At 73.8% G+C, this 12882-nt stretch carries 12 protein-coding genes; 5 read left to right on the forward strand and 7 right to left on the reverse strand.

What is annotated here, in order from left to right; translation table 11 throughout:
* The 4 genes from AC2CHG_RS25505 to AC2CHG_RS25520 form a co-directional block, all read right to left on the reverse strand.
* Window positions 1-968: alpha-hydroxy acid oxidase (locus AC2CHG_RS25505; RefSeq protein WP_484525740.1), on the reverse strand; the 968-nt coding region annotated here is incomplete at its 3' end.
* Complete coding sequence (locus tag AC2CHG_RS25510) at window positions 961-1935, reverse strand: alpha/beta hydrolase (RefSeq protein ID WP_262011727.1); 975 nt, start codon at window positions 1933-1935, stop codon at window positions 961-963. The genes AC2CHG_RS25505 and AC2CHG_RS25510, both read right to left, overlap by 8 nt.
* On the reverse strand, window positions 1932-3155 hold the full coding sequence (locus AC2CHG_RS25515; protein ID WP_262011728.1) for a cytochrome P450: 1224 nt from the start codon (window positions 3153-3155) through the stop codon (window positions 1932-1934). The genes AC2CHG_RS25510 and AC2CHG_RS25515 overlap by 4 nt, the downstream gene beginning before the upstream one ends.
* Window positions 3156-3222: 67 nt before the next feature.
* On the reverse strand, window positions 3223-4533 hold the full coding sequence (locus AC2CHG_RS25520; RefSeq protein WP_402806737.1) for an SGNH/GDSL hydrolase family protein: 1311 nt from the start codon (window positions 4531-4533) through the stop codon (window positions 3223-3225).
* 285 nt (window positions 4534-4818) lie between these two features.
* Here AC2CHG_RS25520 and AC2CHG_RS25525 point away from each other — a divergent pair, with 285 nt between their 5' ends.
* From AC2CHG_RS25525 to AC2CHG_RS25545, 5 genes are all read left to right on the forward strand, one after another.
* Complete coding sequence (locus AC2CHG_RS25525; RefSeq protein ID WP_262011729.1) at window positions 4819-6381, forward strand: AMP-binding protein; 1563 nt, start codon at window positions 4819-4821, stop codon at window positions 6379-6381.
* Complete coding sequence (locus AC2CHG_RS25530; RefSeq protein WP_194799265.1) at window positions 6378-7598, forward strand: MFS transporter; 1221 nt, start codon at window positions 6378-6380, stop codon at window positions 7596-7598. Before AC2CHG_RS25525 ends, AC2CHG_RS25530 begins: the two co-directional genes overlap by 4 nt.
* Before the next feature lie 108 nt (window positions 7599-7706).
* The gene (locus AC2CHG_RS25535; protein ID WP_262011730.1) at window positions 7707-8099 is read left to right on the forward strand and encodes an MmcQ/YjbR family DNA-binding protein; all 393 of its coding nucleotides are present in this window, start codon (window positions 7707-7709) and stop codon (window positions 8097-8099) included.
* Window positions 8096-8728, forward strand: a complete 633-nt coding sequence (locus tag AC2CHG_RS25540; RefSeq protein ID WP_262011731.1) for an HAD family hydrolase — start codon at window positions 8096-8098, stop codon at window positions 8726-8728. The genes AC2CHG_RS25535 and AC2CHG_RS25540 overlap by 4 nt, the downstream gene beginning before the upstream one ends.
* Before the next feature lie 41 nt (window positions 8729-8769).
* Complete coding sequence (locus tag AC2CHG_RS25545; RefSeq protein WP_262011732.1) at window positions 8770-9450, forward strand: SGNH/GDSL hydrolase family protein; 681 nt, start codon at window positions 8770-8772, stop codon at window positions 9448-9450.
* Between the two features lie 453 nt (window positions 9451-9903).
* Here the strand turns inward: AC2CHG_RS25545 and AC2CHG_RS25550 are convergent, their stop codons facing one another.
* From AC2CHG_RS25550 to AC2CHG_RS25560, 3 genes are all read right to left on the reverse strand, one after another.
* Entirely contained in the window at window positions 9904-11253 is a 1350-nt protein-coding gene (locus AC2CHG_RS25550; RefSeq protein ID WP_262011733.1) for a hypothetical protein, read from the reverse strand.
* A gap of 3 nt (window positions 11254-11256) precedes the next feature.
* A complete protein-coding gene (locus AC2CHG_RS25555; RefSeq protein ID WP_262011734.1) occupies window positions 11257-12222 on the reverse strand; it encodes an alpha-ketoacid dehydrogenase subunit beta in 966 nt (321 codons plus the stop codon).
* Window positions 12223-12882 (reverse strand): thiamine pyrophosphate-dependent dehydrogenase E1 component subunit alpha (locus tag AC2CHG_RS25560; protein ID WP_484525741.1); only part of this gene is annotated, 660 nt, incomplete at its 5' end. It lies immediately after the preceding gene.

Genomic DNA, 12882 nt, shown 5'->3' on the forward strand with positions numbered 1-12882 from the left:
GCCCAGAGCAGCGGCCGGCCCAGCAGCACGCCGTCCGCGCCGAGCGCCAGCGCGCGCAGCACGTCGACACCGCCGCGGACGCCGCTGTCCAGCAGCACCACGCACCGCTCGTCGACCGCCTCGACCACCTCAGGCAGCACGGCCGCGCTGGCCGGGGCGGCGTCGAGCTGCCGTCCGCCGTGGTTGGAGACCACCACGGCGTCGACGCCGGCGTCCGCCGCGCGGACCGCGTCGCGCGGGTCCAGGATGCCCTTGACGAGCAACGGCACCCGGGTACGCTCCCGCAACCACTCCAGGTCCGCCCAGCTCAGCGCCGGGGCGAACACCGCGCCGGTGTGCACCGCCACCGCCGAGACGCCGGGGGTGCCCTGGTGCGCCAGGTCGTCCCGGCCGCCGGGCAGGTTCGCGGCGGTGACGTGCGGCGGCAGCGCGAACCCGTTGCGGGCGTCGCGCAGGCGCCGCCCGAGCACCGGCACGTCCACAGTCACCATCACCGCTGCGCAGCCGGCCGCCTCCGCCCGGTCGAGCAGGTCGGCCACCAGCGCCCGGTCGCGCAGCCAGTAGAGCTGGAACCACACCGTCGCGCCGGTCGCCGCGATCTCCTCGATCGGCGTGCTGGACAGCGTGCTCGCCACGTACGGCACGCCCGCCGCCCGGGCCGCCGCCGCGAGCGCCGGCTCGCCGTCGGGGTGCAGCAGCCGCTGGTACGCCATCGGCGCGACAGCCACCGGCAACGCGGCCCGGCCGCCGGGCAGCGCCGCCTCGGTGGACGGGTCGTCCACCCCGGCCAGCATCCGGGGCAGCACCGCCACCCGGTCCAGCGCGGCCCGGTTCGCGGCCAGGGCGGTCTCGGTGCCGCTGCCGCCGTCGACGAAGTCCCACACGTCGGCCGGCAGGACCGCCCGGGCGAGCGCGGCGAACTCGGCCAGGCTGGCCGGCGGCACGAACCCGTCCGCCGGGTCAGCCATGGTCGGCACCCGTCGCCGCCCGGGCGTGCGCCGGGTCGAGCCCGAAGGCGCGGCGCAGGAAGGCGGCGGCACGTTCCTGGGCCTGCCGTCCGGCGTCGAACACGCCGGGCATGGCGAAGAACCCGTGCACCATGCCCGGGTAGTCGTCCGTCTCGGTGGGCACGCCGGACTCGCGCAGCCGCTCGGCGTACCGCAGGCCCTCGTCGCGCAGCGGATCGTGCCCGGCGGTGACCACGAACGCCGGCGGCAGGCCGGACAGGTCCTCGGCGAGCAGCGGCGACGCGAGCGGGTGGGCGGCGTCGCCGGGGTCGGTGAGGTAGTGGCCGCGGTACCAGCCGACCGAGTGCCTGTTGAACAGCATCGGGTCCTCGTCGTCGCCCGGCCGGTGCCCGGGCCGCTGGTCGGTGTTCGGGTAGACGAGCAGCTGGGCGGCGAGCCGGGGACCGCCGTCGGCGCGGGCCAGCAGCGTGACCGCGGCGGCCAGGTTCCCGCCCGCGCTGTCCCCGCCCACCGCCAGCCGGTCGGCGTCGACGCGGAACTCGGCGGCGTGCGCGGCGAGGTGCCGCAACGCGGCGTGGCAGTCCTCCACCGCCGCCGGGAACGGATGCTCCGGGGCGAGCCGGTAGCCGACGGTCACGGTCTGGACGGCGGCCAGGTTGACCAGCCGCCGGCAGATCCCGTCGGCCGTGTCGACGCTGCCGAGCGTCCAGCCGCCACCGAAGTAGTAGACGAGCGTGGGCAGCGGACCGTCGCCGTCCGGCCGGTGGATCCGCACCGGCAGCGGCCCGGCCGGGCCGGGCACCGTCGTGTCGCGTACCTCGGCGACCGGCTCGACCGCGCCGGACCCGGCGCGGATCGCGGCGAGGTCGGCGGCGCGGGCCTGCGCGAGGGTCTGGGTGTAGAGCGGCGCGGTGCCGGCGGCGGCGCGCGCGGCCCGCCACGCGACCACCTGCGGATCGAGTGTCATCCGGCCTCCCCGGTGGTGACGAAGAGTTTGTCGATTCCACGCAGGAACAGGCTCCCGCTGTACGTGTAGGGCTGGGTGACGGCGAGCCGGGGAAAGCGCGCGAACAGGCGCGGCAGCGCCAGGCGGCCCTCCAGCCGGGACACCGCCGAGCCGAGGCAGAAGTGCAGCCCGACGCCGAAGGCCAGCGACGGCGGGCCGGCGCGGCGCGGGTCGAAGCGGTCCGGGTCGGGGAACCTCGCCGGGTCACGGTTGGCGGCGGCGATCAGCAGCAGCACGTTGTCGTCGCGGCTGACCGGCACGCCGCCGAGGTCGGCGCCGGCGGGCGCGGATCGGGCCAGGAAGTGCACCGGGCTCTCCATCCGCAGCACCTCCTCGACGCAGCCGCGTGCCAGTTCGTCGTCGCCTGGTAGCGCGGCGGTGACGTCCGGGTGGTCCAGCAGCAGCGGCAGGCCGTTGCTGAACATGTAGACGGTGGTGACGAAGCTGGCGTTGAACAGCACGATCAGGTTGCTGATCAACTCCTCCTCGGTGAGGTCCACGCCGCCCGCGTCGAGCACCTCGACCAGCCCGCTGATCAGGTCGTGACCGGGCGTGCGGCGGCGGTGGGCGATCAGGTCCCGGTAGTAGACGCGCAGCTCCTCGGCGGCCTGGTTGGCCCGGGCCAGCCGCTCCGGCGTCTTGCCGGAGACGTCCATGTACTCGTCGATCCAGTCGACCCGCTGCCGGTACCAGGTCAGGTCGGCCGCGGGCAGGCCGATGAACTCGGCCATCACCAGCGCCGGGACCGGGTACGCGAAGTCGGCCACGAAGTCCACCTCGTGCCCGTCCGCGCCCGCCTCGGCCAGGTGGTCCAGGCGTTCGGCGACGATCCGCTCGATCACCGGTTCCAGCGCGCCGAGGCGGCGCGGGGTGAACGTCCTGGCGAACACCGCGCGCATCCGGGTGTGGTCCGGCGGGTTGACGAACATCATCGAGGTGAGGAACGTGCGCAGGATCTCCTGCTCCTCCCAGCCGGGCGGGAAGCCCTTGTACCAGCCGGGATCGCGCAGGATCTGGTCCACCACGTCGTATCCGCCGGCGACCGCGCTCACGGTGCTGTGCTCGGCCCGGGCCGGTACGGCGTTTATCGGCCCGTGCTCGTGCAGGGCCGCGTAGAAGGGATAGGGGTTCTGCCGGCCCTGTTCGCTGTACAGGCCGGTCAGGATCTCGCTGACGTCCACTGTCTCTTCCTCCCCAGGAAAACGGTGGCGGGGGCGGCGTCGTGTCGACCGCCGCCCCCGCCCGGTGTCACAGTCCGAGCAACTTCAGTGGTACGGCGTTCGCCATGACCGCGGCGCCCGTGTCGTTCGGGTGGATGTGGTCACCCGAGTCGTACGCCGGCAGCAGCCGGCTCGGCTGGGCCGGATCCCGCATCACCGCGTCGAAGTCGACGATGCCGTCGAACTCGGCCCGGCCGGGCCCGCGCAGCCAGGTGTTCACCGCCTGGCGGGTGGCGTCCTTCTCCGGGGTCCACACGCCCGGCCCGCCGTTGCCCTCGTACGGCATGAGCGTGCCGGCGATGCTGGTCAGGCCCCGCGCCTGGACCTGCCGGTTGAGCTGGCGCAGCGCGGCGATGATCGCCTCGGGGCTGTCGCCGTTCATCCAGATGTCGTTGATGCCCAGGTGGGTGATGACGGTCCGCACCCCGGTCTGCGGGAACACGTCCTCGTTGAGCCGGGCCAGCGCGTTCGGGCCCAGCTCGTAGTAGCCGGGGAAGTTGTCCGCGCCGGGCTCGGGGCCCTCGTGGTTGAGCCGGTTGCCGGCCAGGCTGAGGTTGAGCACACCCGGCGTACGCGGCTCCGGGCGGGCGTCGATCAGCCGCTTGGCCAGCAGGTCGGACCAGCGCTGATCGGCGTTGACGGTGCTGCCGTTGCCGTCGCTGATGGAGTCACCCAGCACCACCACCGAGCCGGGCGTGGCCTTGCGTTCCACGTCGATGCCGGACAGGAACATCCAGCAGCAGTTGGGCCGGATGGTGAAGCCGGTGCCCTCGGCCGCCGAGGTGAGGTCGGTGGCGCCGATGAAGTTGGTGACCCGGGACTGGCCGTGGAACGTGACCGGCCCGGTGAGCACCGGGAAGTACAGGGTGACGACCAGGTCCTCCTGCTCGGCCACCGGGAAGGCCACCGGGTCGCTGAGCAGTTCGGCGCCCTTGTTGATGGTCGCCGAGCCGGCGCCGGAGAACGTCAGCTGGCGGACGCTCGACCCGACGATGTCGGACAGGTCGTCGGGGGTGGCGGTGTTCGGCCGGGCGATGGTGGCGCGGCCGACCTGGACGGCCTGCTCGCCGTACAGGTTGGTCAGCCGCACCCGCAGGCGCGGGCCGCCCACCGAGGTCTGCACTGTCATCCGGATGCTCTGGTTGTTCAGGCCGGTGTTGGTCAGGCCCACTGTGTTCCCGCGGGTCACCGCGGCGGCCCAGGTTCCGGCCCACTCGGCGCGCCCGTGCCCGGCGCGGTCGTTCCCGGTCGGGCCGGCGCTCGCCGTGACCGCCGGGGTGGCGGCGATCAGCAGCGTGACGGCGGAAGCTATGACGTGCCATCTCTTCGGGGTCGGCATCGATCCTCCATGGTCGGCAGCCCCGGGCGTGACGCGGTCGGCGGCACCGGCCCGGGCGATGGACCGGAAACTAGCTTCCGGCTGTGACGAGCGTCAATCAACCTGATCGACATGATCAAATGCCCGCGGGACGGGACGCAGCGACGATCGGCTCTGTCCGCCGTGGACCGTGGCTGCCTAGGCTCGGGGCTGGCGGCGGTGCGGTCGCCGACCCTGGCACCTGCCGTCCTGTCCCGGCCCTGACCTGGCCGGACGCCGCTCGCGGACCATGATGGGGGCTGCCCGATGACCGACCGGCCGAACTATGTGCACGAGGCGCTGGAGCTGTTCGCCGGGTTCGGCGACCGGGAGGCGCTCGTCGGCGGCGGACGCCGCCTCACCTACCCCCAGGTCGCCGCGCAGGTGCGCGGCCTGGCCGCCGCGTTGCACCACCACGGGGTACGCCCGGGCGCCGCGGTGCTGGTGATGCTCGGCAACACGGTCGAGGGGCCGCTGCTGCAACTGGCCCTGCACCTGCTCGGCTGCCGGAGCATGTGGGTCGCGCCGGTGACCTCGCGGCGGGAGGTCGACGAGTTCGTCGCGCTGTCCGCGCCGGAGGCGTTCGTCCACGACCCGCGCGACGCGCAGGCGGTGGAGATCGCGGCGGGCCTGTCCGGCGTACCGGTGCTCTGCCTCGGTCCCGGCGGCGCCGGACCGGACCTGACCGCCCAGGCCGCCGGACCGGCGGTCCATCTGCCCGCCGCGGTGCCCGCGCCGGAGTCGTTCCTGCAGACCAGCGGCACCACCGGCACGCCGAAGCTGGTGCACCACCGGGAGAGCTTCTACCGGCAGGTGCTCGCGCTGGCCGCCGACTTCCGGGGCGCCGGGTTCCCGCTGCTGCGGCACCTGTCGCACTCCCCGATGTGGCTCGCGAGCGGCCAGATCACCACGTTGTTCAACCTGTTCACCGGCGGCGTGCTGTTCCTGCGCGAGCAGTGGGACCCGGCCGCGTTCATCGCCACCGTGGACGCCGAGCGGCTCACCTCCACGTTCGTCACCCCGCCGATGCTCTACGAGGTGCTCGACCATCCCGACCTGCCGGGCGCCGACTTCTCCGCCATGTTCATGTTCAACGTGGGCGCCGGGCCCGCCGCGCCGGCCCGGCTACGCCAGGCCATCGCCCGCTTCGGCCCGTGCCTGCGCATCGTGTACGGGCTCAGCGAGGCGGTCGTCATCTGCGCGCTGCCCGGACTCACCGAGGACCCGGAGCATCCGGAGCGACTGCGGTCCTGCGGCCGCCCGTACGGCGACGTGACGGTGGAGATCCGCGACGCGGACGGGCGGGTGCTGCCGGCCGGTTCCGACGGCGAGGTGTGGGTGCGCACCAAGCTGAGCTTCGCCGGCTACCACGGCCGGCCGGAGCTGACCGCCGAGACGCTCGTCGACGGCTGGGTGCGCACCCGCGACATCGGGCACCTCGACGCCGACGGCTACCTCTACCTGGTCGACCGGTTACAGGACCGCATCCTCACCCGGCAGCGCAGCTGGCCGATCTACTCCCGCCCGATCGAGGACGTGCTCGCCGGCCACCCCGAGGTACGCGCCGCCGCTGTCATCGGCGTACCGGACCCGGTGGCCGGGGAGCTGCCGCACGCGTACGTGGTGCCCGCCCCGGACGCGTCGGTGACCGGCGAGGAGCTGATCGCGCTCGTGGTCCGGGAACTGAGCGAGACGTGGGCGCCCGGCGCCGTCGAGTTCGTCGACGCGCTGCCGCTGAACCGGTCCGCGAAGGTGGACAAGCGCGCGTTGCGGGCCCGGTACGCGGCGGCCCACCCGGCCGGCGCCGACCCGATCGGCAGTCCGGCGTGAACCCGCGCCGGGAGTTGTACACCCTGGTCGGCGCCGACCTGCTGTCCAACCTCGGCACGCGGATCTCGGTGGTCGCCATCCCCTGGCTGGTGCTGGAGACCACCGGCAGTCCCACCAAGATGGGACTCGTCGCGGCGGCGGAGACGCTTCCGTACATGCTCTCCAGCGCGCTCGCGACGCCGTGGGCGGACCGGTTCGGGGTACGCCGTACCTCGGTGTTCGTGGACGCGGCGAGCGCCGTCGCGATGGCCGTGGTGGCGCTGGCGCCCTGGCTCGGCTTCGGCACGCTGCTGGTGCTGGTGGCGATCGCCGGCGGGCTGCGCGGCATCGGCGACCGGGTCAAGCACGTGCTGTTCAAACCGGCGGCCGAGCGGGCCGGGGTGCCGCTGATCCGGCTCACCAGCGCCTACGACGGCCTCGCCCGGGGCATGACGCTGTTCGGCGCGGTACTCGGCGGACTGCTCATCGACTGGGTCGGGCTGACCCGCGCCATCTGGATCGACGCGGCCACGTTCGCGGTCTGCGCGCTGCTGATCGGCGTGCTGGTCCGGCCACCCGCACCGGCGCAACCGGCGCCCCGGGAGCCCTACCTGCGGGCGCTGCGCGGCGGCTTCGCGTACCTGCGCACCGACCGGACGCTGATGATCATGCTGATCGTGGTCTCGGTGTCGAACATGTTCGCCAACGCCAGCGTCGCGGTCTGGATCCCGCTCTGGGTCAACCAGGTGCTCGGCGACCCGGCCGGGTTCGGTCTGCTGCTGGGCGTCTTCTCGGCCGGCGCACTGCTGGGCAACCTGCTGTTCACGATGTTCGGCACCCGGCTGCCGGCCGGGACGACGTTCGCGCTCGGGCTGACGCTCAGCGGCGCACCCCGGCTGCTCGCGCTGGCGCTCAGCGACGACCTGGTCGTGGTGCTCGTGGTGACCTTCCTGTCCGGCATCGGCATCGCGGCGGTCAACCCGCTGCTCGGCGCCGCCCTCTACCAGCGGGTGCCGGGCGAGCTGCAGACCCGGGTGCTGGGCATCTCCGGATCGGTGGCGTTCCTCGGCCTGCCCGTCGGCGCGCTGCTCGGCGGCTGGTCGGTGGCGCTGCTCGACCTGACCCCGGCGCTGCTGGTGATGTCTGTGGTCTGCCTGGTGCTGACCGTCGGACCGCTGCTGCTGAACCGGGCGTCCCGGCGCCCGGCCGCGGAACCGGCCACGCCCACCCCGGTCTGAGCCCGCCGGCCCGGTCCCGAGCCTGCGGGTCCGCTCTGAGCCTGCGGGTCCGGTCTGAGCCTGCCGGTCCGGGCCGCGGTGTCGGGGGGCGGCGGTAGGGTCGGGGCCATGGCGACCTGGGACGACGTGCGGCGCATCGCGCTGGCACTGCCGGAGACCACCGAACGACCCACGTACGACCAGGCGCCCGCCTGGCGCGTCCGCGACAAGTCGTTCGTCTGGGAACGGCCGCTGCGGCGCGGCGAACTAGAGTCGCTCGGCGACGCCGCGCCGGACGGCCCGATCCTCGGCGCGCGGGTGCCCGACCTGGGCGCCAAGGAGGCGCTGATCGCCGACGACCCGGCGGTCTACTTCACCACGCCGCACTTCGACGGCTATCCGGCGGTGCTGGTCCGGCTCGACCGCATCGACGTGGACGAGCTGACCGAACTGGTCACCGAGGCGTGGCACGCGCGCGCCCCGAAGCGGCTCGCCACCGCGCACCGGGCGGAGACCGCGTGACCGGCCCGGTGGAGGCGATCGTCTTCGACATGGACGGCACGCTCGTCGAGTCGCACGCGGTCGTGCCGGCGGCGTACCGGGCGGCGGTGCGGGCCGGCGGCGGCCCGTCGTACACCGACGCCGAGGTCATCGCCGGCTACTCGATCGGCTCCCCCATCGACCTGCTGACGCACCTGCTGCGACGGCCGGCCTCCGGCGACGACCTGGACCGCTACCACGCCGAGCTGGACGCGCTCGCCGGGCGGGTACGCGTCTACCCCGGCGTCGCGGACGCGCTGGCCGAGATCGCCGCCCGGGTGCCGGTGGGCGTGTTCACCGGCGCGAGCCACCGGGCCGCCGAGATCCTGCTCGACCGGGCGGGCCTGCTCGGCCACTTCCAGGTCGTCCTCGGCGGCGACCAGGTCGACCGCCCGAAACCGGCGCCCGACGGGGTGGAGGCGGCCTGCCGGCACCTCGGCGTGCCGCCCGGCCGCGCCGCGTACGTGGGTGACTCACCACTGGACGTACGCGCCGCCCGGCACAGCGGCGCGGTAGCGGTGGCCGCCGCGTGGGGCCACCAGTACGACCCCGACGAGCCGGCCGACCTCAGCCTGTCCCGGCCCGGGGAGCTGCTGGCCCTGCTGCCCTGAGCCTCTTTCCCCGCGTGGGACGCTCGGCTAGCCTGCCGGTCATGCCATCGACGTTGACCGAGGCGACCGACCCGTGGTGCCTGCGTCCCGGGGAGGCCACCGAGTTGCTGCGCGGGCACCCCTGGCGCCGGTTCGTGGTGCTGGGCGACAGCGTCGCGGAAGGACTGTGCGAGCCGGCCGACGGCTACCCCGACCTCCAGTGGGCCGACCGGATCGCGGCCGAGCTACGCGCGATCCGGCCGGAGCTGGCCTACCTGAACCTGGGCCGGCGCGGGCTGCGCGCGCACGAGGTCCGGGCCACCCAGCTCGCCGACGCGCTGGCCTTCGAGCCGGACCTGGCCCTGGTGGTGTGTGGCGGCAACGACGCGTTCCGGTCCGCCTACGACCCGGACGCGGTCGACGCCGAGCTGACCGCCATGATCACCGCGTTGCGGGAGGCGGGGGCGGACGTCATCACTGTGGGCATGTTCGACGTGTCGCACAGCCCTGCGGTGCCGGACGCGCTGCGCGCGGGCCTGGGCGAGCGGATGCGCCGGCTGTCGCGGCACACCCGGGGCGTGGCCGAGCGCCTGGGCACGCTGCACGTCCACCTGACCGACCATCCGCTGGTGGCCGATGCGTCGCTGTACAGCAGCGACGGCCGGCACGGAAGTGCCCGCAGCGATGCCATAGCCACCGCCGAAACCCTGAAGGTCCTCGCCACCCACCTCCCCCACCCCTGACCCGCCCTGACCTGACCTGACCTGACCTGCCCTGCCCGCCCTGCCCTGCCCTGCCCTGCCCTGCCCTGCCCTGCCCTGCCCTGCCCTGCCCTGCCCTGCCCTGCCCTGCCCTGCCCTGCCCTGCCGATCATGAAGTTGACCGCACTCTGCGTCGGTTTTGTCGCCGCTAACTTCATGATCAGCGGGATCAGAGGGCCGAGGGCCGACCCCGACCCGACCCGACCCGGCCCGGCCCGGCCCAATCCGCCGATCATGAAGTTGGCGGCGCTGAGCGTCCGATTTGTTCCCGTCAACTTCATGATCAGCGGGGTCAGGGGCGAGGGTCACGCGCCGACCCCGGCTCCACGTTGTCGACCAAGGAGTTCGGGTCGGTGACGCGCCCTCGTGAGGACAGAAACTCCTTGATCAACGCTGGGAGGGAGGGGGAACGGGGGTGGACGGGAAGGACCGGGGTCAGTCCGTTAGGAGGATGCCGGTCAGGAGGACGCCTCTCGCCAGGTTGAGGACCTCGTCGCAACCCGGGTAGCCGACCCGGGCGAGCGCACCGGACCCGGTGCGGTCGAACAGGTACGGGGCGAGGCTGTACGGGACGTCGGCGGTGACCGTCTCACCGGTCTCGATCTGCACGAAGTCCATCGCCACCCGGTCCGCCTCGTGGTAGCGCTGCAGGATGTTGCCGCCCTCGGCGACGGCCGCGCGTACCCCGTCCGCCCACGCCACAGGTGTCATCTCCCGGCCGATGAGCACGCCGTGTCCGGCCGAGCCACCGGCCGGCTTGGCGACCAGGTCGGCCTGTTCGGCGAGCGCCCGGTCGAGCTGGTCGGCGGTGAGCGCCACGGTGTGCGGCACGTACCGGCGGATCAGCGTCCGGTCGTCCTCCGGCAGCAGGTCCAGGTCGTCCCAGAGCCAGGCGTAGTTCAGCTTGTTGCTGAGCAGCCAGGCTGCGCTGCTGACGAACATCGGCAGCGTGCCCGCGGCGAGCGCGTCGGCCACCGCGTCCAGCCCGGCGCTCGGGGTGACCCGGTTGGGCACGAACAACCGGAACAGTGCGTCCACCGGGGCGCCGCCGACGACCAGCCGGCTCTGCGCGTCCAGGGTGGCGGTGGCGACCGGGGCGATGACCAGGTCGATGCCGAACGGGCGGGCCTGGTCGATCAGCGGGGACAGGATGCGGATGAACGTCTCCGGGTCGTCAAGTCCCGGGTAGTCGGCGTCGAAGTCCATCAGCAGCGCCACCCGGGCGCCGTCGGGCAGGCCGAGTGTGTCCCGGATGGCCACGAACCGCTGGTCCAGCAGGGACGGTGCGGGTCGCGCGCCGTCGAGCAGGTCATGGGTACGGTACAGCTCGGCGTACCGCTGGATCACGGTGTCGGCGTCGAAGCCGCCGCCGAGGCTGCTGTCGATGTTGTACTCGACGATGCACGGCACGCCACCGGAGAACAGCACGTCCGGCCGGTACGCGGCGAGCAGCCCTTCGTGCAGTTCCTCGTCCGGGTCGAGCAGCCGGGTCTCGCCGTCCGGCACGTCGAGCAGCAGGCGCAGCTCACCGGCGGTGCGGGCGCGGCGCCGGCAGGCCTCGAGGATGAGCTGGGCGATGCGGTCGCAGACCTCGTTCAGCTCGCGGAACGCGTCGGCGGTGAACACGGGCGGGCGGGCCAGCCGCCACTGCTTGTTGTAGGTGGCCCGGCCGTGGAAGATCTTCTCCCAGGCCGCGGCGCCGGCGGTCACCATCGCGGTACGGGTGGACTCGGGCAGGTCGGTCCACGCCTGGCCGAGCGGCGGCCACGTGTAGTTCGGGTCCATCGTTCATCCGTCCTTGAGGGTCAGTTGGATGGCGGCGGTGAGCTGGTCGCGGCCGGGTTGCACGGCCCGGTCGAGGGCGGGCGCGAAGGGCAGCACCGCGCCGTCGGGGCGGGTCACGCGGCGGGGTGGCGCGGCCAGCCGGACCCGCTCGACCACCGTGGCGATGATCTCCCCGGCGATGCCGCAGGAGCGGTTGCCGTCGTCGACGACGACAAGCCGCCCGGTGCGGCTCACCGACTCGACGAGGCCGTCCCAGTCGAACGGGTAGAGCGTGCGGGGGTCGAAGACCTCCACCGACGCCTGGCCGGCGAGTTCCTCGGCGACGGCGAGCGCGTCGTGCACCAGGTGCCCGACCGCCACCACCGTCACGTCGGTGCCGGCGCGGCGGACGATCCCGCGACCCAGCGGCACCGGCGCCGGGTCGGTCACGTCGTCGCGCAGGTCCAGGGCGCCGGCCGGGGCGAAGACCACCACCGGGTCGTCGCAGCGGATCGCGGAGACCAGCAGCCCGTACGCGTCGGCCGGGGTGGCCGGTACGACTGTGGTCACGCCGACGTGGGCGAACAACGCGTACGGGTGGTCGGAGTGCTGCCCGGCCCAGCCGGTGCGGGAGCCGGAGCCGGGCACCACGTAGGTGACCGGCACCGCGCACTGGCCGCCGGTCATCAGCGGGAACTTGTGCGCGTGGTTGACGATCTGCTCGAAGACCAGGAACAGCAGCGACGGGATCTGGAACTCCACCACCGGGCGGGCCCCGGCCAGCGCCGCGCCGGTGGCGAAGCTGGTGAACGCCTGCTCGGACAGGGGCGTGTCGCGGACCCGTTCCGGGCCGAACTTCTTCAGCAGGCCGGTGGTGACGTTCGCGGCGGCCACCCGGATGTCCTCGCCGAGCACCACTACGGACTCGTCGCGGGCCATCTCGTCGGCGAGGGCCCGGGTGAGCGCCCTGCGGTAGGAGAGCCGGGGCATTCAGCCACCTCCGGTCCGGGCGGTGAGCCCGCTGGCGTACAGGTGGTCCAGGGCGGTCGCCGGGTCGGGGTGCGGCCCGGCGAGCGCGAAGTCGACGGCGGCGTCCAGTTCCGCCTCGACCGCGGCGTCCACCTCGGCGCGTACCGCCGGGTCCAGCCGTGCTCCGGCGATGTCCACCGGATCGCGGGACCGGCCCTCGGCCACCTCCTCCGGCGGCCGGTAGTCGAGGCGTACCTGATGTTCGAAGGTGTGGTGGGCGTCGAAGCGGTAGGTGCGGGCCTCGATCAGCTCGGGGCCGCCGCCAGCACGCATCCGCGCGACGGCGGCGGCGGTGACCTCGCGTACCGCCTCGGGGTCCTGCCCGTCGACGACGGCCGCCGGCATGCCGAACGCGGCGGCCCGCCCGGCGATGGTGCCGGCGACCGCGCCGTCGACCGGCATGGTGGTGGCGTAGCCGTTGTTCTCGCAGACGAACAGCACCGGTATCCGCCAGAGCGCGGCCAGGTTGAACGCCTCCAGCAGCATGCCCTCGTTCACCGCGCCGTCGCCGAAGAAGGTGGCGCCGACGATGTCGGCGCCGCGGCGCCCGCGGTCCCCCCCCGCGCCGGGGGGGTTGGCGCCGGCGGGGGCGACGATCGCGTTGGGGGCGCGGACCCCGAC

The organism is Micromonospora sp. ATLC20 (assembly GCF_057196585.1).

Excerpts from the sequence above, each read along its gene's own strand:
- AC2CHG_RS25545 (WP_262011732.1), top strand. The coding sequence starts at position 8,770 with ATGCCATCGACGTTGACCGAGGCGACCGACCCGTGGTGCCTGCGTCCC.
- AC2CHG_RS25510 (WP_262011727.1), bottom strand. The coding sequence starts at position 1,935 with ATGACACTCGATCCGCAGGTGGTCGCGTGGCGGGCCGCGCGCGCCGCC.
- AC2CHG_RS25520 (WP_402806737.1), bottom strand. The coding sequence starts at position 4,533 with ATGCCGACCCCGAAGAGATGGCACGTCATAGCTTCCGCCGTCACGCTG.
- AC2CHG_RS25535 (WP_262011730.1), top strand. The coding sequence starts at position 7,707 with ATGGCGACCTGGGACGACGTGCGGCGCATCGCGCTGGCACTGCCGGAG.
- AC2CHG_RS25525 (WP_262011729.1), top strand. The coding sequence starts at position 4,819 with ATGACCGACCGGCCGAACTATGTGCACGAGGCGCTGGAGCTGTTCGCC.
- AC2CHG_RS25550 (WP_262011733.1), bottom strand. The coding sequence starts at position 11,253 with ATGGACCCGAACTACACGTGGCCGCCGCTCGGCCAGGCGTGGACCGAC.
- AC2CHG_RS25555 (WP_262011734.1), bottom strand. The coding sequence starts at position 12,222 with ATGCCCCGGCTCTCCTACCGCAGGGCGCTCACCCGGGCCCTCGCCGAC.